This is a genomic window from Streptomyces sp. NPDC005266, from assembly GCF_040607655.1.
Classification (GTDB): domain Bacteria; phylum Actinomycetota; class Actinomycetes; order Streptomycetales; family Streptomycetaceae; genus Streptomyces.
The window spans coordinates 141010-160426 of the sequence record NZ_JBEXHC010000011.1 but is presented as its reverse complement, the minus strand read 5'-3'; the positions used below and the strand labels follow the sequence as shown (position 1 = coordinate 160426).

17 protein-coding genes are annotated in these 19417 nt (G+C 71.8%); 7 read left to right on the top strand and 10 right to left on the bottom strand.

The genetic code is table 11. From position 1 onward, the window contains the following. Window positions 1–146: 146 nt before the first annotated feature. The 4 genes from ABZU99_RS21320 to ABZU99_RS21305 form a co-directional block, all read right to left on the bottom strand. Window positions 147–404: a hypothetical protein gene (locus ABZU99_RS21320; protein ID WP_356049107.1), complete on the bottom strand. Its 258-nt coding sequence runs from the start codon at window positions 402–404 to the stop codon at window positions 147–149. Window positions 405–840: 436 nt separating this feature from the next. Then, a complete protein-coding gene (locus ABZU99_RS21315) occupies window positions 841–1695 on the bottom strand; it encodes a helix-turn-helix transcriptional regulator (RefSeq protein WP_356049108.1) in 855 nt (284 codons plus the stop codon). A gap of 6 nt (window positions 1696–1701) precedes the next feature. Next, on the bottom strand, window positions 1702–2217 hold the full coding sequence (locus ABZU99_RS21310; protein WP_356049109.1) for a DUF6879 family protein: 516 nt from the start codon (window positions 2215–2217) through the stop codon (window positions 1702–1704). Then, the gene (locus ABZU99_RS21305) at window positions 2192–2443 is read right to left on the bottom strand and encodes a hypothetical protein (RefSeq protein WP_356049110.1); all 252 of its coding nucleotides are present in this window, start codon (window positions 2441–2443) and stop codon (window positions 2192–2194) included. Before ABZU99_RS21305 ends, ABZU99_RS21310 begins: the two co-directional genes overlap by 26 nt. 235 nt (window positions 2444–2678) lie before the next feature. On the opposite strand from ABZU99_RS21305, the gene ABZU99_RS21300 reads away from it, so the two are divergent. From ABZU99_RS21300 to ABZU99_RS21285, 4 genes are all read left to right on the top strand, one after another. After that, window positions 2679–3056: a DUF6415 family natural product biosynthesis protein gene (locus tag ABZU99_RS21300; RefSeq protein WP_356049111.1), complete on the top strand. Its 378-nt coding sequence runs from the start codon at window positions 2679–2681 to the stop codon at window positions 3054–3056. 1 nt (window position 3057) lies between these two features. Further along, window positions 3058–3318, top strand: a complete 261-nt coding sequence (locus ABZU99_RS21295) for a hypothetical protein (protein ID WP_356049112.1) — start codon at window positions 3058–3060, stop codon at window positions 3316–3318. 175 nt (window positions 3319–3493) lie between these two features. Continuing rightward, window positions 3494–3994, top strand: a complete 501-nt coding sequence (locus tag ABZU99_RS21290) for a hypothetical protein (protein WP_356049113.1) — start codon at window positions 3494–3496, stop codon at window positions 3992–3994. Window positions 3995–4066: 72 nt separating this feature from the next. Continuing rightward, the gene (locus tag ABZU99_RS21285; protein WP_356049114.1) at window positions 4067–4723 is read left to right on the top strand and encodes a class I SAM-dependent methyltransferase; all 657 of its coding nucleotides are present in this window, start codon (window positions 4067–4069) and stop codon (window positions 4721–4723) included. 186 nt (window positions 4724–4909) lie between these two features. Here ABZU99_RS21285 and ABZU99_RS21280 read toward each other — a convergent pair whose 3' ends face one another. The 6 genes from ABZU99_RS21280 to ABZU99_RS21255 form a co-directional block, all read right to left on the bottom strand. Continuing rightward, window positions 4910–5812, bottom strand: a complete 903-nt coding sequence (locus ABZU99_RS21280; RefSeq protein ID WP_356049115.1) for a hypothetical protein — start codon at window positions 5810–5812, stop codon at window positions 4910–4912. 274 nt (window positions 5813–6086) lie between these two features. After that, on the bottom strand, window positions 6087–6368 hold the full coding sequence (locus ABZU99_RS21275; protein WP_356049117.1) for a DUF397 domain-containing protein: 282 nt from the start codon (window positions 6366–6368) through the stop codon (window positions 6087–6089). A 57-nt stretch (window positions 6369–6425) separates the two neighbouring features. After that, complete coding sequence (locus ABZU99_RS21270; protein WP_356049118.1) at window positions 6426–7307, bottom strand: carbohydrate ABC transporter permease; 882 nt, start codon at window positions 7305–7307, stop codon at window positions 6426–6428. Further along, a complete protein-coding gene (locus tag ABZU99_RS21265) occupies window positions 7304–8674 on the bottom strand; it encodes a sugar ABC transporter permease (RefSeq protein WP_356049119.1) in 1371 nt (456 codons plus the stop codon). The genes ABZU99_RS21270 and ABZU99_RS21265 overlap by 4 nt, the downstream gene beginning before the upstream one ends. Window positions 8675–8696: 22 nt before the next feature. Then, window positions 8697–10055, bottom strand: a complete 1359-nt coding sequence (locus ABZU99_RS21260) for an extracellular solute-binding protein (protein ID WP_356049120.1) — start codon at window positions 10053–10055, stop codon at window positions 8697–8699. 160 nt (window positions 10056–10215) lie between these two features. After that, window positions 10216–14250, bottom strand: a complete 4035-nt coding sequence (locus tag ABZU99_RS21255; RefSeq protein ID WP_356227938.1) for an FHA domain-containing protein — start codon at window positions 14248–14250, stop codon at window positions 10216–10218. Window positions 14251–14903: 653 nt separating this feature from the next. On the opposite strand from ABZU99_RS21255, the gene ABZU99_RS21250 reads away from it, so the two are divergent. The 3 genes from ABZU99_RS21250 to prfB all read left to right on the top strand — a co-directional run bounded on the left by ABZU99_RS21250 (window position 14904) and on the right by prfB (window position 19217). Then, complete coding sequence (locus ABZU99_RS21250; RefSeq protein ID WP_355945199.1) at window positions 14904–16544, top strand: serine/threonine-protein kinase; 1641 nt, start codon at window positions 14904–14906, stop codon at window positions 16542–16544. A 206-nt stretch (window positions 16545–16750) separates the two neighbouring features. Next, a complete protein-coding gene (locus ABZU99_RS21245; protein WP_355945196.1) occupies window positions 16751–18070 on the top strand; it encodes a serine/threonine-protein kinase in 1320 nt (439 codons plus the stop codon). Window positions 18071–18110: 40 nt separating this feature from the next. After that, on the top strand, window positions 18111–19217 hold the full coding sequence (prfB, locus tag ABZU99_RS21240; protein ID WP_355945193.1) for a peptide chain release factor 2: 1107 nt from the start codon (window positions 18111–18113) through the stop codon (window positions 19215–19217). Window positions 19218–19417: the final 200 nt, after the last annotated feature.

Below are 19417 nucleotides of genomic sequence, written 5' to 3'. Positions count from 1 at the left end.
CCCCCTCAGTCACGCCGCTCGTGCGGCTCTCGTCCAGTGTTCGGGTAGAGGTGCGCTGTGCCTGCAGCGAAGGGTCCCGATCTACTCGACCGAGACCCTGTATAGGTGCTGTGTGGCGCTACGGCGAGTTCCGGGTTCGGTGCCGGTCAGCCGATCCTCACAGAAACGCCGCTGGCGATCACAGCCAGGGTCGTCGCGATGACACCCATGGTCGCCACAATCGCGATCAGTCGAACAGTCCGACGCTCTTCCGTGAGATTCACGATTGGGGGTGCTGCCTCCCATCGCTTCCAGGTGGCGTCGATGGCGCCGGAGCCAAGTATCGGCGGCCACTGGCCGCGGTCAGTGAAGTGGTAGAGGAGCACGGCCGCAACGAGACGGCCGAACCCGCGCCAGTTGACCATCCGTGGTCACAACCTCGACACAGCGTCCACACGCAGCCATCACGCGGCGCATGATGCCTCTCAGCACCTGAACCACTGGGGGGATCATGAACGCCCGCAGAGCCGTCGCCATCGTCGCCGTAGTCCTCGCCGCCACCGCGTGCGGCAAGTCAGAGGCAGAGAAGCAAGCCGACTGACAGAAGGCCCTCAACTCGTCGTCGACCAAGACCCATCGGCCCGACGCCTGCAAGAGCCTGAGCCAGGATGACTACGGCACCCTCCTGATGGACTGGACCTTGAAGCATGCGCTCGACGACATGTCCAAGAAGGATCGGGACACCCTCGACTATTACGACGACGGCTCGATCAACGGCAGCATCGACGGAAAGTAACGATCAAGGAGTTGTGCCCGTGGCCAGCACCGCTGCGCAGCTGGCGCCCCTACTGTAGCCGGGGGTCACCGCAGGGCATCGATGGCCCTCACGATCAGGGCACGCGCCTCGGCGCCGTACACCGCCATCTCTGCCAGCCTTGCGAACGCACGCAGGTAGATGTCCAGCTCCCCGGGGGCTGTCACAGTCACCTTTGCCGCCAACAACTCCACGTGGATGCGCGCGTCGTCGAAGACCGTGAACTGTTCAAGCGGCCACATGACCTGCTCCCGCGCGGCCGCAGCCGGAATGATCCCAAGCGACATGGACGGCAGACTCATGGCGGCGAGGAGATTCCCGAGCTGACCGGCCATCACCTCGGGATCGCCGACCCGGTGGTACAGCACGTTCTCTTCGATGAGCGTCGCGAACCGGTGGTCTCCTTCGTGGATGACCCGGGCACGGCGCATGCGTACCTCGACCGCCTCGCTTACATCGTCGGGCGTGCCACGGAAGCCGGCGATCGTGCGCATGAGAGCCGTCGCGTAGCTGGGCGTCTGCAGGTAGCCGGGGATCACGTGGGAGGCATACACGCGGAACAGGCGCGTACGCTCGTACAGCTTGGCTGACGTCTCCGCCAGTTGCTTCATGCCGGTGCGCTGCAGCCGCTTCCACTGCAGGTACATGGAGTCGGCCTGCCGGTTCGCCGCGATGAGGTCGTCCGCCTGGCCGTCGGCAGCGCAGGCCGTGCACCATGCGCGGATGTCCGCATCGGACGGGGCAGTGACGGCGTTCTCGATCCGCGAGGACTTGGCGACGGACCAGTCGCACAGCCGCGCGAGTTGCTTGCCGGTGATGCCCGCGTCCAGGCGCAGCTCGCGCAGACGTGATGCGAGAGCTGCGCGCGCTTCCTGCACGTTGGACGTGGGGAACGTGGGCATGGCTGGTTACTTGACCTCGTACTGGTCGTGCGGGGTGGCCCGATCCCAGATCTTCTCGAACGCTGCCGCGTGCTGCTCCACCACGGCGGGGTCATCGCACAGTTCCTTGCTGACCCAGTCGCCGTCTCCGGAGAAGTGGTGGACGCGCATGAGCCGCCCGTCGAAGATCCACAAGTCGCTGCCCGGCAGCAGCAGGTCCCAGGTCCGGTGTCGGGGCAGCCAGCGGACCTGCTCCCCGGCCTCCACGTTGGCGCGGGTCTGGTAGTGCTCCCAGCGGATGTAGTCGGTCACCGGCTCGGATACGATCCGGGCCCGCCGCACCTGGACGCCGCGGGCGATGGCGTCCGCGATGTCCTGGTGAAAGGGGCGCCACCAGGAGGCGCGGTCGTCCCAGTCGACGCGCTGGCCGCGCTGCCAGCTTTCGAAGCGGGGGTTGCTGTAGTAGGCGTCCCGCATCTCCAGGTGGACAGCCGACTTGCTGGCAACGGCGAGGAGTTCAGAGAACTCCGGGATCGAGCTCATCGCATGCCTTCCTGATGATGGGGATCATTCGCTTCGGGATCCTGACCACGGTCTCGCCGGGTGGGATCGGCGCCCGGGCGGGAGACAGCGCGTCACATGTGGTCGTCGTCTCCTCGTCGGCCTGGTAGCCCTGGATCAGCAGGTCTTCCGTGTCCGCGTCTACCCAGACTGTGGGGCATCCGTCCTCGTCCGTCTCGGGGTCGATTCCGACGAAGTGAATGTTCATGCTGGCTGGCCTCCCGCGCTAGTCGGTTGCAGCGATTTACACCACCGTCGCGCCTATGCGGCACATGGTCAAGAGCACATGTTGGCCATGGCCGGGGACGTCCAACTGGCGTGTAATTCGGTGCAACTTCGTAGCCAGGTTGGTGAGGGGGTTCCTACGGTCGGCGGGTACGAGAAACCCCGGCGAGGCGGCGGAGCCTCCCGGGGCGTGGCCGACGCTGCTGAGGAGCGCCAACATGAGGCAAGCTACAGCCCATCCGCCAGCCAGCGAAGAACCGGGCCAACTCCCCCTCGGCATCTACGTGATGCGTGCCAGGGCGCGGCGGCTCCTAGCGGAAGACGCCGAACTGCCCTCCGTCGAGGAACTGGAGACGCTCACCCTCCAACTGCGTGAGCACATCATGCTGGCCATCCCCGAAGTCGAGGCCGCAGCCGGAAGGCTCCCCATGGACGACATCCCGCGCGCCTGCGCCTTCGCGTGCGTCGGCGAGGCCCGCATGCGCCTCAACCTCGAACCCGGCCGCACCCTGCCCGCTGGCGTTGCCCACGCCCAGCGTCTTGCCCGCTCTGTCAACGCCCTGTGCGACCACTACGAGAATCTGGGCAGCAGCTGACATGGCGTCCCGGACCGAGTGGCGGTTTCAGGACCGGGGCTCGGGCCCCGCCTACAAACAGCTCGTCGTCGTCCACGATGACGACTCGGAGAGCACGGCGTACGGGCGCCTGATGGTCCACTGCGCAGCGTGTCGGACCTGCCTGACCGTGAACGACGCAGGCGAGGCCACCAACATCTGCACGATCGCCGAGCAGCTGTACCAGGAGTACCGGCAGGCCCGCCGCGGCCCCGCCGCTGCGCTCCCACCCGCCCCGGCGTAAAGGGCCTCCTGGTGGTCGCCTCCGGACAGGCCGCACCCACGACTCCCGTCCTGCCGGCGTTCCGGAAAGCCCGGCGGGACGGGTGCCAACCCCCGTCCCAGGTGCACACCCTGGACAGGTCGAGGCCTGGGGCGGGCCCCTCAGTACGGCACGACACCCCCGGAAGGGAAAGTCCATGACCGTCACTCTCGAACAGCCCACAAGCACCCGCACTCGGGATCCTAAGGAACTCCTCAACGCGGTCGCCCCGCACATCACCGAGCTGACCGTCAACGTCTCCGACTCCGGCATGAGCCTGTGGGACCGGGAGATCGCCCTCCTGCTCCGCGACCACACCATGGTCCGCGACATGGCGGAGCGGATCCTCGGCAACGCCGTTATGTACACCATCGGCTGCATCGAGCACCCCGAGGTTCACCTGGGCGTCGGCAAGCTCGTCGACATCGGCGTCCATCAGCTGATCCTCGATACCCCGGTCTGGTTCGGCATCTGCCGCCTCTACAACGGCGGCGCCTACAAGCATCACGCCCCGTTCATCGAGCGCCGCCACGACGGCCTGTGCCTGCGCACGGCGGACTTCCTGAAGTTCATCGGCTTCGGCGTCGACGAGGAGCTGTGGGCGATCGACGGCACGGACTGCTCGCCGTGCGACAACAAGGTCCCCGACAGCCACTGAACGGTTCTACCCTGGCCCCTGCCCTCGGTCCCCCCGCAGGACAGGGGCCAGCCCTTTCGAAGAGGAATCGCCTTGCCCGCACAACACGACATCGCCGCCGAGACGGAGCTGTGGGACACCTTCGCCGCGTCCGCCTTCAAGGACGACGCGGAGCCGAGCTTCTGCTGGACCCAGTACGCCGGTCACGGACCCGGCCCGGAACTACTCGGCGACCCGCGCTCCGTCCTGGAGATCGGCTGCGGCACCGGCCGTGCCCTCGCCTTCCTCGCGCAGCGCGGCATCGCGGCTCGGGGCGTGGACCTGTCTCCCGTCATGGTCAAGAAGACCACCGCGAAGTGGGCCAGCACCGGCGCGGAGGTCGTGTGCGCCGAGGTCCTGGAGTACCTGAGCGAGCACGAGGACACATACGATGCCGTCTACTCGATCTTCGGAGCCGCCTGGTTCACCGACCCGGCCCGTCTCTTCCCCCTTGTCCGCCAGCGACTCAATCCCGGCGGCGTCTTCGCCTTCTCGCAGCCTCCGGCCATCCCCGGCGCGTACGGGCCGCAGGGCATGTACAAGGGAGGTTTCGCCGGCAAGGCGATGTTCACCTACCGCTACAGCTACCGACCGGCCGTGTGGGAGCGCCTGCTCACCCGAGCCGGGTTCGGTACCGCCGACGCGCGGGTCCTCGACGCACCACACCTGGGGCACATCGGGACACTCCTTGTTCACGCCGTCGCTGCGTGACCGGCTACATATATGCAGCCCGGTCTTCCTTCGCTGGGCCTGGCTCCACTTGTTGCCCGCCTTCCGGGACCTGCGATGCGGGTGCGTATGCGGTCACGCTTACGGGCGGGGTAGGTGGTCGTGTAGGTGGGGCGATGACAAACCCTGCAGTGAGTTGAAGTGACTCCAGCGGAGAGTTCGATCCGCTCAGCAGGCCGTCCGCAGATCCTCGCCCGAGGCGGTGGCCGTGGGTACGTCGTACGCTGCTCGGCAGTCGCGGCAGCGTCCGCCGTCCGCGGAGCGGAAGGCGCGGTCGCAGCCGTCGCAGGTCCGCCAGGGGAGGACGGGCGGTGGGCTGGGTGGGGCGACCGGGGTGGGTGCGGGCAGGGGAGGTTCGCTGAGGCGGAAGGCCAGGATGCGGGCCGGGCGGGTCAGTAGGCGGTCGGGGAGCCGTGCGGTGAGCGCACGCGTGATCTGCGCGGGCCCCACCCCGGTGGAGAGCCATTGGGCGACGGCGGGCGCGAGTTCGGCGACGTCCCGGCGGGACAGGATCAGCCGGGGGTCGGCGAGGCGCAGCGATGCGAGGACGGCGACGGCCTGCTCGTCGGCCTCGGCGAGTGGGGGTGGGGGCGGGGGCGCGGTGGGGCTGGTGTCGGCAGCGGCTTCGGGCTTGGGCGTCTGCGGTGCCGTACGCGCGGTGGGTGCCTCCTGCGCCACGCTCGGTCGGGGCCTCCGGGGACGCGGTGGGGTGGGCACGCCACCGCCCGGTACGTCGTAAAAGTAGGTCCGGGTACGGATGACGCCCCCGGGCCCGCGTTCGCGTCGCCGCTCCAGGTAGCCGGCGGACTCCAACTCCCGTAAAGCCCGGGAGATCAGGATCTCGCCCTCGGTGAAGTGCTCGCACAGCGCGGCGATGCTCACGGGCGCGCCGTCGGGCAGGGAGAGGATGTAGGCCGCGACGCCGATGGTGACCGCGCTTCCGCGTCGCTGTGCGAGGGCGTTGGCGATCACCGTGAAGTCGGCGGTGAGGCGGGTGCGGACGTGGATCACGCCGGAGGTCGGAGCTCCGGCGTCGGCGCACGGGTGCGCGTTAGACTGCGGGTCAGCCATCGGGAAGCCTGTTTCTTCCTGATCGGTCAGGCCCTCGATCGGGATTGCCGTCCCGGCCGGGGGCCGTCGTCTGTTTGCGGTTGTGTTGCCGTGAACGTAACGACCGGCATGCTTCGTCCGCAAGCTGGTCACTCGTACGGGTGACCAGTCGGAAGGGTGGGTGGGCGGGTAGTTCTTCAACCCGGTTCTTTGGGGGAGTTCGTGGCCCGCCGGACCCCCGCATACGAGGGTCCGGCGGGCCCGGAACGACGACGCCGACCGGTTCCTGGCCGACTCAGGGACGGTGGTCGGTCTTCAACTCACGTAGGAATGCGGCCCAGGACGCCACCGGAAAGACCAGCACGGAACCGTCGGGGTTCTTGCTGTCACGGACGGGAACCACCCTGGCCATGTCGCCCACCCCGACGCAGTTGCCACCCTCTTGATTGCTGTAACTGCTCTTGCGCCAGGCGGCGCCGTCCAGGTCGAGGCCCGCCACCTCGACGCAGTTGCCGCCCGCCTGATTGCTGTAGCTGCTCGTGCGCCAGTACGCGCCGTTCAGATCGAGGCCCGCCATGCCGGATCAGAGGCCGCGGCCGGTCGTCAGCTGAGGACCTGTGGATGACGCGGTCGCCTACTTCACCGCGCCCGCCATCACACCGGCCACGAACTGCCGCTGGAAGGCGAAGAAGACGGCCAGCGGGATGACCATCGAGACAAAGGCGCCGGGGCCGAGGATGTCGATGTTGTTGCCGAACTGCCGGACCTGCTGCTGGAGCGCGACCGTGATCGGCGGGTTGCCGCTGTCCGCGAAGATCAGCGCGACCAGCATGTCGTTCCAGACCCACAGGAACTGGAAGATGCCGAGCGAGGCGATGGCCGGGCCGCCCAGCGGCATCACGACGCGCAGGAAGAGCCGCAGCTCGCCCGCGCCGTCCAGGCGCGCCGCCTCCAGCAGCTCGCGGGGGATCTCCGCGAAGAAGTTCCGCAGCAGGAAGATCGCGAAGGGCAGGCCGAAGGCGGTGTGGAAGAGCACCACGCCCGTCGTGGTCTGGAAGATCCCGATCTCGCCGAAGAGCTTGGCGACCGGGATCAGCGCGACCTGGACCGGGACGACCAGCAGACTGACGACGATCAGGAACCACCAGTCGCGGCCGGGGAAGTCCATCCAGGCGAAGGCGTAGCCGGCCAGCGCCCCGACCATGACCACCAGCAGCGTCGCGGGGACGGTGATCCCGAGAGTGGTCCACAGCGAGTCGGTGATCTGCTGATTGCTCAGCAGATGGTCATAGCCGCTGAAGGTGAGCTGCCCGGGGTCGGAGAAGACCTTCCACCACCCCGAGATGTCCACCTGCGCCGGGTCGCGCAGCGAGGACAGCAGCAGCCCGGCGGTCGGCATCAGCCAGAAGAGGGCGATGAGGACGAGGGCGACCCGCATCACCCCGCCGCCGGCGCGCGCCGCGATCCGCGCGACGAGGGGCCGCTTCGCCTGTACGACCGTGTCCGCGCTGGTCATCGGCGGCTCTCCCTTCGGATCCGGCGGATGTTGACGAACATGACGGGGAGCACCAGAAGCAGCAGCAGTACGGCGATGGCGCTGCCGAGGCCCTGGTTGACATCGGTGCCGAAGGACGACTGGAAGAGCTGGAGGGCCAGGACGTTGGCGTCGTCCTGGGAGGGGCCGGGCGCGATGATGTAGACCAGGTCGAAGATCTTCATCACGTTGATCATCAGGGTGACGACGACGACCGAGAGCACCGGCGCCAGCAGCGGCACCGTGACCCGGCGGAAGACCTGCCACTCATTGGCGCCGTCCATCCGCGCGGCCTCCATCAGCTCACGCGGCACACCCGCGAGCCCCGCCGCGATCAGCACCATCGCGAAGCCCGCCCAGATCCAGACGTAACTGCCGATGATGGCCGGGGTGACGAGGGTGGGGCCGAGCCACTCCACCCCGTTGTACGGCTCGGAGAAGTTCCAGGCGGGCAGCCGCAGCCGGGCGCCCTCGGCCTGGCTCGGGAGGGCGTACGTACCGTCCGCCGCCGAGGTCGTCTTCGCGACGACCCTGCCGTCCTTGACCGCCTCGACCCTGAGGCCGGCCATCGCCTTCTCGCCCTTGTCGATGACGCCCTGTTCACCGAGGCCGCCCTTGGTGAAGTCGAACCAGACGGTGCCGGTGACCTTCCCGGGCTCGGGTCGCGCGGCCTTGGCCTCCCGCGCCCCGCTGATGTCGTCGCGCTTGGCCGCGACCAGCGGCAGCGCGGCCGGGGAGCCGGTGCGGGCGGTGTCCTTGGTGGTGAACGAGCCGTTCGAGGACTCGGTCAGCCCGGCGGCCGGGCGCGGATGGGCGCCCGGGAAGGGCGGTGACTCGCTGAAGGAGTCATGGACGCTCACCCACATGGCGTTGGCCACGCCCTTGTCCGGGTCCTGCTCGTAGACCAGCCGGAAGATGATGCCCGCCGCCAGCATCGAGATCGCCATCGGCATGAAGACGATCAGCTTGAAGGCGGTGGCCCAGCGCACCCGCTCGGTGAGCACGGCGAAGATCAGGCCGAGGGCGGTGGAGACGGTCGGGGCCAGGACCAGCCAGATGACGTTGTTCTTGATCGCTGTCTTGGTGGCGTCGTCGGAGAACATCTCCTGGTAGTTGTCCAGGCCGACGAAGCCGTTGCCGCTCGCGTCGAAGAAGCTGCGGTAGACGGAGTAGCCGATCGGATAGACGACCAGCGCCCCGAGCAGCACCAGCGCGGGCAGCAGAAAGACCGCCACCAGCCATGGCCGGGTGCCCAGGATGCTCTTCTTGGTGGTCTTGGTCGCGTTCGCCGGTGGTACGGACGGTGCCCGGCCAGGTGTGGCCGCGCCGTCCGCTGTCGCGGTCGACATAGGGGATCTCCCGGTCGGGTCGTCAGTTCTTGTACGCCTTGGCGGCGTCGGCTTCCAACTGGGCCTGCGTGCCCTTGACGTTCCTCGGGTTCTTGAGGAAGTCCTGGAGCGCTTTCCACTCGCCCTGGGCCGGCTTTCCGCCGAAGGAGGCCGGAGCCTGGTCGGACATGTCGAACCGGAAGTCATCGCCCGCGTCGATCAGCGCCTTGGCGATGTCGCGCAGCTGGGCATTGGGGTAGGCGCCGAGATCAAGGGACTTGTTCGCCGAGATGAATCCCCCGGCCCTGGCCCATATATGGGCGGCGTCCGGCGAGGCGAGGAAGGTCAGCAGCGCCTGCGCGGCCTTGCTGTTCTTCAGCGCCACGGCCGCGTCGCCGCCGGTGACCACCGGAGCCTTGTCGCCCACGGCCGGGAAGGGGAACACCTTGGCGTCGGCGCCGAGCTCCGCGCCCGCGTCGGCGACATTGGCGGCGACGAAGTCCGCCTCGAAGACCATGCCCGCCTCCGGCTCCGCCGCGTTGCCGAAGGTCTTGGTGACGGAGTCCGGGAAGGCGGTCTGCAGCGCGCCGCCACGGCCGCCCGCGACCAGGCCCTTGGTGCCCCACAGCTGGGCGAGCGTGGTGAGCGCCCGGGTGACGGACGGATCCGTCCACTTGATTTTGTGCCGGGCGAGCTGGTCGTATTTCTTGGGCCCCGCCTGGGAGAGATAGACATTCTCGAACCAGTCGGTGAGCGTCCAGCCGTCCTGTCCGCCGACCGCGATCGCGTCGGTGCCGGAATCGGAGAGCAGTTGGGCCTGGGCCAGGAAGTCCTTCCAGGTCTTCGGCTCCTTGGCGCCCGCGTAGTCGAACGCCGAAGTGTTGTACCAGATCAGGGATTTGTTGCTGGCCTTGAAATAGACCCCGTACTGCGTGCCCTGGTACGAGCCGAGATCCTGCCAGCCCTTGGCGAAGTTCTTGGCGAGCTGTGCCTTGGCGGCGGCGCCCAAGGGCTTGGCCCAGCCCTTCTGGGCGAATTCCCGGACCACGCCGACCTGGCCGACGATCGCGACATCGGGCGGGGCGCCTCCCGCGACCTTCGAGCCGACGAAGCCCGCCATGTCGTCACCGCTGGGCACGAAGGAGACCTTGGCCCCGGTCCGCTTCTCGAACTCGTCCAGGACCCTGGTGAAATTCTCCTGCTCGGTGCCCGTCCAGACCGCGGTGACCTGAAGCTTCTGCCCCGATAAGTCGGGCAGTCGCACGGTGCGGGGCGGTGGGCTGCCGCTCACCGTGTCCCCGTCGTCGCTGCCGCAGCCCGCGGCGGTGAGCATCAGCGATCCCGCCGCTAACAGGGCCAGCGCGGTCCGTGTGGAACGCTTCCTACGAAGCGATGCCTGCATCCCCGTTCCCCTCCGCTGTCGGCCGCCCCCGCGCGGCCGTGTCCCGTGCGAGTAGTCCTACGCCCGGTCACCGGACGTCGCAATACCGCCGTCGTCACTCACTCACGGATCGTGACCGTGCCGTGATGCATCGGTCAGCGACCGGGCAGGGCGGGGGCGGTCAGATCAGCGCCGGAGCGGTGGGCGCGTCCGCCGACTGCGCGGCGCGCTGCAGAGCGCTGGCGAGCAGGGCCAGATCGGTCGGGCCGTTGCCCAGCTCGCGCAGCGGCCGGCGGGCCGGCGGGTCGCCCATCCGCTGCCATTCGAGCCGGACGACGGTGGGCCGCTGGGTCGTGGTCCGCGGTATCCGCCCGGTCACCCGGCCCCCCTGGAACGGGGTCACCTCGCAGTCGTCGGGACGGAAGAGACGGCCGCGGCCAGGAGCGGGCTCGCCCGGGTCGGTGCACTTCTCGGGCTCCTCGGGCCGCTCGGAGGCCTCGGTGCCACCGGTCCCCACCGGGCGCGGCTCCAGGGTGATCCGCAGCCCGGCGCGCTCGACCGCCGCCGTGTCCGCCGTACGGTCCGGGCGGCCGGACGCAGCCACCAGATGCACCCCGAGATGCGCGCCGTCGCGGGCGATCGCCTCCAGGGCACGCACCACCGAACCGGCCGCCGGGCGGCCGGGGCTGCCGAGCGCCGGGGCGACCAGTGCGTCGAAGTCGTCCACCAGGACGACCAGACGGGGGAGCGGACGGAGCCGGGCGCCGGAGGCGGCCTCCGGCGCCGCCGCGGCCCCCGTCGAGCGCTGGGCGCGGAGATTCAGCGTGCGCAGGGTGTCGCTGGGCGGGGGGTCGATATCGCCCGGCGGCCGGGGCGCGACCACGCGCGCCGTGCCGCCCGTGGACGGGGACGTGCCGCCCGGGGAGGGGCGCGGGGCCGGGCCGCCGTCGGGCTCGGCCTCGCCGCTCAGCAGCCGGCTGTGCCAGGTGGTGAAGTCCAGTCGGCCCAGCACCTCGGCGCGGCGCTTGAGTTCCGAGCTGAGCGCCTGCGCGAACTCCCGCATCCGCACCGGGTCCGAGGCCGTCAGATAGGTCGAGACATGCGGCAGATCGGTGCACACCCGCAAGCCCTCACCGCCACCGGCGCCCGCACCGGCACCTGCGCCGGCGCCCCCTCCCGCGCCCTCTCCTTCCAGGAGCACGAGCTCGAGCCGGTCCGGCCGCTCGGCCGCCGCGAGCGAGGCGGCGAGCGAGCGCAGCAGCTCCGTCTTGCCGGTGCCCGCCGCGCCGTCGATCAGCACATGCGGTCCGTCGGCGGCCAGATCGACCACGAGCGGGCCGCGCGGTCCGGCGCCGAGCACCGCCAGCGCCCGGCCACCGGCGGGGACCTCGTCCGCCGCGGCGGCCCAACGGGCCATCAGCGAGGCGGGTGTGGCCCGCGCGAGCCCCAACTCGTCCAGCAGCCGCGCCGAGTTCGGCAGCGGCGCGGCCGGCCGGCGCCCCGGGCCACCCATCCCACCCTGCGCGGAGGCGGCCGGGCGCAGCGGCGCCATCGCCCGCGCGAACCGCGCGGCCCACGCCGCCGACACCGCGTCCACGGTCACGGTCGTGATGGCACCGGCCGCGCCGGTGACCCCGCTGGTGCCGCTCGCCGCCGCGTCCCGCCGCACGATCTGCAGCCCCGTGGCCACATCGCCGCTCAGCAGGGCGGCCACCCCGCATGCCGCGAAGGCGGCGGACGCGGAGCAGGCCGCCTCATGGCTCATCGGCAGCGGGGAGGCGGGCGAGGCGGAGGGAACCTCGGCCAGACACAGCAGATGGATCCCGGCCGCCGGGCCGCTCGCCGCCAGCCCCGCGAGCGTCTCGCGCAGCGCGGCCGGTGCCGGGTCGCCGTCCACGATCACCACCGTGTACGGCCCGGCGTGCCGGGCCGTGGCCGAGGCCACCGTGGCGGGGGACGCGGTCGTCCAGCCCGGCCCCAGCGGCCCGTCGTCCATCCGCCGCGTCAGCTCGGACGTACGCGCCGCGGCCTGCTCCCCGTCGTACGCGAGCAGCAGCCGGCAGTCCTGCCCGCGCAACGGCTGCACATGGGGCAGCCAGCCGAGCCAGGACCACGCCGCGAGCCGCTCCTCGCTGCTCAGCAGGACGATCTCCAGCGCGGTGGGGGAGTGCAGGGCCGCCAGCTGCGCCACGACGGACCGGGCGAGCCCGTCCAGCCGGTCCCGCGGACCGGCCAGGCCCAGCGAACCGGCCCACCGCAGATCCACGGTCACCGGCGCGGCTGGCAGCAGCCCGCCGCCGGCCGCCCGCCGGTCGGCCGAGCCGAGCCGCACGGTGAGCGCGTCCGGATGCCCCTGGGATCGCTCCCACAACCGCGGGCCCGGCCCCAGCGCCGTCATCAGCACGGTGGCGGCATCCGGCCACCGCCGCTGCAACGCCTCGGCCTCGGCGGCCGCCTGCTCCGCCGCGCCCTCGGCCAGACCGTCCTCCGGCCCCTCGCCCCGCTCCGCCGCGGCCCACCCGCCGGTGAGCTGCCGCATCCAGGCCCCTATCCCGCGCCGCCGGGCCTGCGCCCCGGGGGCGTCGTAGGCGTACGCCTGTGGATGCGCGTGCGTGAGATCCCTCTCTCCACGCGCCGCGGCCCCCGGCCGCGCGCCGGGCTGCCGGTCCCGCTCGCCGCGCGGGCCGGAGTCCGCCGCTGGGCCGCTGTACGGCGCTGGGCCGCTGTACGGCGCGCCCCCGGCCCCGGCCCGCGCCCCGCCGTGGGCCGCCGGACCGCCGCCCGGCGCCGCGCCGCCGCGGCCCGCCGGGCCTCCGGCCAGGCCGCTGCCCGGCCCCTCAGGGGCGCGGCCGTGGTCCGGTCCGTCGCCGGTCGGCCAGGGGGCCCCGCCGCCCGCGCCGCCCTGGCCCTGCCCTGGCCCGTATCCGCCCGCCTCGCCACGCGCGGGGGCCCGGCCGTGGCCTGTGGCGTCGGGGTCCGCCGGGTAGCTGCCCGGCCATTGGGTCGCGTCCCGGTGGTCCGGTGCGTCGCCGGTCGCCCAGGAGCCCTGGCCGCCCGCGTCGCCCTGACCCTGCCCTGGCCGGTATCCGCCCGCTTCGCCACGCGCCCCGGCCCCGGGCTGCGCGCCGGGGCGGGCGGCGCGCTCTCCACGCGCGGGGGCGCCGCCGTAGCCCATGGCGTCGTAGCCCGTGGGATCTGGGCCCGCCGCGCCGCCGCCCGGCCCGTGGGCCGCGTGCCGGTGGTCCGGCCCGTCGTCGGCGGGACGGGCGCCGGTCGGCCGGGGGCCCTGGCCAGGGCCCGGCCACGGGCCGCCCGCGTCGTGGCCCGGCCCCTGGCCGGGCCCTCCGCGCGCACCGGATGCCGGCTGCGCGCCAGGGTCCCCGCCGCCGGGGGCGGCGGCCGGGGCCTCGTACGGCGGGGCGGCGGGCGGGGTGTCCGCGCCCGTCACCCGGGTCCAGCCCGTGCCCGGGGGGTGGGCGGGGGGTGTCCAGGTGCCCTCGGCGGTGTGGGTGCGGGGGGACCGGGGGGCGCCGGTCCAGGGGCCCTCGGTGTGGGTGACCGTCCCCGGGTCGGGCCGGGGGGTGACGCGCAGGTGGCCCTCGCCGTCCGGGTGGGCGGGGAGGACGGCGGGGGACGAGGGGGCCGCGGAGGGGGTCCGCAGCCGCAGGGCGGACTCGCCGATCCGCAGCAGCGCGCCCGGCGCCAGCGGCACCGGGTGGGGGCCGACCGGGGCGCCGTCCGCCGCGGTGCCGTTCGTCGAGCCAAGGTCGGCGATGGTGACCCGGCCGTCCTCGGCGACGGTGACCGCGCAGTGCAGCCGGGAGACGTCGGGGTCGTCGAGCGGGACGTCCGCGTCGGCGGAGCGGCCGATGCGGACCTGGCCGCCGTGGAGCAGATGGACGCCGCCCGCGTCGGGGCCCGCGACCACGTCGAGGTGGACGGTGGCGTCGGAGACGGCGGCCTCGGGCAGCCCGGGGTAGCCCGGATAGCCGGGGTAGTGGTCGTCGTCGGCCGGGGCGTGGAGGGAGAGCACCGCGCCGTCGATCAGCGGCGGCTCGCCGAGCACCCGGCGCTGGGGGTCGAGCCGCTCGCCTCCCGCGTACAGCACCACCGCTCCGCTGCCGCCCCCCGCGTCGTACCCGGCGGCGGCGACCGCGGCGGAGAGCCCGCTCGCGACCGAGGCGAGGGCCGTGCCGACGGGGGCGGTCACGAGCACGTCGACAGCGCAGGCGCGGGTGTGCGCACTCTGAGTGACACCGTGCGCCCGTGGCGCGCGCGAGCCCGCGGGCGAATCCGCGAGCGCACCCGTGGGCGCGGGAGCAGGATGGCCGGAACGGCCCGGGTGGGCGCTGCGCGGCCCGAGGACGGTCAGCCGAATCTGCATCGCCGTCAACGGTCCCTTCTGTCCGGGGGGCCGGGCAGGGGTGCCAGCCCCACCACCGCCCCCAGGCCCTTCGGCACGTACAGGTCCGTACGGGGTCGTACGGGTCACGGAGCGTGAGCCCCCCGACGCTCGGCGCTTCCGTGCTGCGTGCATCCTCGCACCTGCCACTGACACTTCGCCCGCCACCCGGCGCTACATGATCTTGATTGGTCGGCCAGTCGGCCGAAAGTGGTTGTTTGCGACCGGAACAGCCGCCGTTGTGACACCGGACGGTCCCGTGCGGCGCGCACGGGACCGGCTCACGGCAACCAACTGTCCGGATCACACGTCTTCCCCCCGAGCGAGGCGGCCACCAGCACGCCCGGCCGGCTCGTGTGGTGATCGGATAGGGCAGCTCGTGCGTCCCCATTAGAGTGGGTCGGACGTGCACCATAGGCAGTCGACGACGCAGCAAGTGATATGACCACGATCAGGGAGCGCATGACGTGCGGCCGGTAGGCAGCAAGTACCTGCTCGAGGAGCCGCTCGGACGCGGAGCCACGGGCACCGTCTGGCGAGCCCGCCAGCGGGAGACGGCGGGCTCCGAGGCGGCCGTGGCCGGGCAGCCCGGCGAGACCGTCGCGATCAAGGTCCTCAAGGAGGAGCTCGCGAACGACGCGGAGATCGTGATGCGCTTCCTCCGCGAGCGCTCCGTGCTGCTCCGCCTTACCCACCCCAATATCGTCCGCACCCGCGACCTGGTGGTCGAGGGTGATCTGCTCGCCCTGGTCATGGATCTGGTCGACGGCCCGGACCTGCACAACTATCTGCGCCGCAACGGCCCGTTCACGCCGGTCGCCGCGTCCCTCCTCACCGCGCAGATCGCCGACGCGCTGGCCGCCAGCCACGCCGACGGTGTGGTGCACCGTGATCTCAAGCCCGCCAATGTGCTGCTCGCGGGCACGGGCGAGGGCCAGGAGATGCACCCGATGCTGACCGACTTCGGCATCGCGCGCCTTGCAGATTCGCCCGGCCTCACCCGCACCCAGGAGTTCGTCGGCACCCCCGCCTATGTGGCGCCGGAGTCCGCCGAGGGCCGCCCGCAGACCTCCGCGGTGGACATCTACGGCGCGGGCATCCTGCTGTACGAGCTGGTCACCGGGCGTCCGCCGTTCGCGGGCAACACGGCGCTGGAGGTGCTGCACCGCCACCTCAGTGAGGAGCCGCGGCGCCCCTCGACGGTGCCCGAGCCGCTGTGGACCGTCATAGAGCGCTGTCTGCGCAAGAAGCCGGAAGAGCGGCCCAGCGCCGAGAGCCTGGCCCGCTCGCTGCGCGTGGTGGCGGCCGGTGTGGGGGTGCACGCCACGCCCGCGCAGGCGGAGGCGGCGCTCGGCGTCGTCGCGCTGCTCGCGCCGGACCCGGCGCCCGCTCCGGTGCCGGACACCGCGCCCGCGGGCGCGGCCGACCCGACCCAGGTGCTGCCGACCAACGCACCCTCCTACGACCCGGCGGCGGCCACCAACGTGATGCCGACCACCGGGGCGAACGCCGACCCCACCCAGGTGCTGCCCAGCGGCGCCGGCCAGGGCCCCGGCGCCGACCCGACGCGCGCGATGCCACCCGTGCCGCCCGGCGCGCCCGGCCAGGACGATCCGCACCCGTGGCAGAACCAGTTGCGCGCGGCGCGCGACCGCAACGATCAGACGCAGGTGCAGTACCTCGACCCGAGCGAGGACCCGCTGCGCCGCCGCCCGCACCGCCAGGCGCCCCAGCAGCCGTACCAGCAGCCCCAGCAGCGCCGCCAGCAGCCGCCGCCGTACGGGCAGCAGCAGCCGCAGCAGTACGCACCGGCACCGCAGCGCCCCCAGCAGCCCCAGCCGCAGCGCTATGCGCCGCCGCCCCAGCAGCCGGAGCCGCGCCGCAGCGAGCCGCGGCAGCGGAGCGCCAACCGGATGAAGATCCCCGGCCTGGGGTGCCTCAAGGGCTGCCTGTTCATGATCGTGATACTGATCGTGGGCTCGTGGCTGGTCTGGGAGCTGACCCCGCTCAAGGACTGGATCGCCGAGGGCCAGAGCTACTGGGACGCGGTATCCGGCTGGGCCAAGGACGTCAAGAAGTTCATCTCGGACCTCGGCGGTCCCAGCTGATCCGTCGCGGTGTGGCCCGGCGGATCCACCGCCGCGTCCACCGTTGTCCCTGCCTCCGTGCCTCCGACTCCGGCGATTTGTCGACATCCGAAGGGTGTTTTCCGCCGCAGAAGTGACAGTTGACGCCGTCCGGTGCACCGAACGCCCCGGTAGCCGCGTAGCTTTGTCGCCAACGTGCCCCCCTTGTCGGAGGATTCGGAGCAGTCTTGTCACGGAAGATCGGCAGTCGGTACACCGCGCATCAGCTCCTGGGACGCGGCAGCGCCGGCACGGTGTGGCTGGGCGAAGGGCCCGAGGGCCCGGTCGCCATCAAGCTTCTGCGTGAGGATCTCGCCTCCGATCAGGAGCTCGTGGAGCGCTTCGTCCAGGAGCGCACGGCGCTGCTCGGGCTCGACCACCCCCGGGTGGTCGGGGTGCGCGAGCTCGTGGTCGACGGCAATGACCTCGCGCTCGTCATGGACCTGATCCGCGGTACGGATCTGCGCACCCGGCTCGACCGCGAGCGCCGGCTCTCCCCGGAGGCGGCGGTGGCGATCGCCGCCGACGTCGCCGACGCGCTGGCCGCCGCGCACGCCGCCGGGGTCGTGCACCGCGACGTCAAGCCGGAGAACGTGCTGCTGGACATGCAGGGGCCGCTCGGCCCCGGCGGTTCGCACCCCGCCCTGCTCACCGACTTCGGGATCGCGCGCCTGGTCGACGAGCCGACCCCGATCCGCGCGGCGCATCCCGGCCGCGCCCAGCAGCCGGGACAGGGCCGCTCCCCGAACCCGCGCAGCGTCATCGGCACCCCGGACTATCTCGCCCCCGAGATCATCGAGGGACTGCCGCCTCGGGCCAGCGTCGATGTGTACGCCCTCGCGACGGTCCTCTACGAGCTGCTGGCGGGCTTCACGCCGTTCGGCGGCGGCCACCCCGGCGCGATTCTGCGCCGCCATGTGACCGAGACCGTGGCCCCGCTGCCCGGGATCCCCGACGAGCTGTGGCAGCCGCTCCTCCAGTGCCTCGCCAAGGCGCCCGCCTCCCGGCTGCGCGCCTCCGAGCTGGCGGCGCGTTTGCGCGAGGTGCTGCCGAGCCTGGCCGGACTGCCGCCGCTGGACATCGACGAGCCGGACGAGCAGCAGGACGGCGAGCGCGAGAGCGCCTACGAGGAGCCCGGCCACCGCGCCCAAGCCTCCGCCGAGGCTTCCCGGCGTCGGCGCGGCGCGGTGCCCCTGGTCCCCGGCGCGGTGCCCGACTCCAGCCGCGAGACGCACACCAGCATGCGCGTGCCCAGCGCGGACGAGCTCGCGGGCGGCGCCCACGGCACCGCGCGCGCCCCGCGCGTGCACGGCCAGCGACGGGCCGGCTCGGCCCGTAACCGGCCCTCGGAGGCGGTGCGCCGCCGGAGGATCAAGGTCGCGGTGATCTCGGCGGCGGCGCTCCTCGTCGTGGGCGTCGGTGGATGGCTCGCGACGGACGGTGACGACGGCGGCGACGCCCCGGGCGGCGGCCAGCACTCGTCGTCCCAGGACGCCGGTACCCGATGACCGGGGCCGGTCACTCTTCCATAGCGGTTACGCTGGTGCCGTGGCAGTCGTCGATGTATCCGAAGAGCTGAAGTCCCTCTCCTCGACCATGGGGTCGATCGAGGCCGTCCTGGACCTCGACAAGATGAGGGCCGACATCGCCGTGCTCGAGGAGCAGGCGGCGGCCCCGTCCCTGTGGGACGACCCGGAGAACGCACAGAAGATCACCAGCAAGCTCTCCTATCTCCAGGGGCAGCTGCGCCGGACCGAGGAGCTGCGCGGTCGCATCGACGACCTCGAGGTGCTCTTCGAGCTCGCCGAGGCCGAGGGCGACGCGGACGCGCGCGCCGAGGCCGAGACCGAGCTGGAGGCCGTGCGCAAGGCCGTGGACGAGATGGAGGTGCGCACTCTCCTGTCCGGTGAGTACGACGCCCGTGAGGCGGTCGTCAACATCCGCGCCGAGGCGGGCGGCGTCGACGCGGCCGACTTCGCCGAGCAGCTCCAGCGGATGTATCTGCGCTGGGCCGAGCGGCACGGCTACAAGACCGAGATCTACGAGACGTCGTACGCGGAGGAGGCCGGCATCAAGTCGACCACCTTCGCCGTGCAGATCCCGTACGCCTACGGGACGCTCTCCGTCGAGCAGGGCACCCACCGGCTGGTGCGGATCTCCCCCTTCGACAACCAGGGCCGCCGCCAGACGTCCTTCGCGGGCGTCGAGGTGCTGCCGGTCGTGGAGCAGACCGACCACATCGAGATCGACGAGTCCGAGCTGCGCGTCGATGTCTACCGTTCGTCCGGCCCCGGCGGCCAGGGCGTCAACACGACCGACTCCGCAGTGCGGTTGACCCACATCCCCACCGGCATCGTCGTCTCCTGTCAGAACGAGCGCTCGCAGATCCAGAACAAGGCGACCGCGATGAACGTCCTCCAGGCGAAGCTGCTCGAGCGCCGCCGCCAGGAGGAGCAGGCCAAGATGGACGCGCTCAAGGGCGACGGCGGCAACTCCTGGGGCAACCAGATGCGTTCGTACGTCCTGCACCCGTACCAGATGGTCAAGGACCTGCGCACCGAGCACGAGGTCGGCAACCCGCAGGCGGTTCTGGACGGGGAGCTCGACGGCTTTCTCGAAGCGGGGATCCGCTGGCGGAAGCAGCAGGAGAAGTAACTCAGCCGTGCGGATTCCCTGCGGGAGAGGCAGCAAGCGCAGCCTCGAAGCGGGGATCCGCTGGCGCAGGCAGCGGGAGAAGTAACTCAGCCGTGCGGATCTCCTGCGGGAGAGGCAGCAAGCGCAGCCTCGAAGCGGGGATCCGCTGGCGCAGGCAGCGGGAGAAGTAACTCAGCCGTGCGGATTCCCTGCGGGAGAGG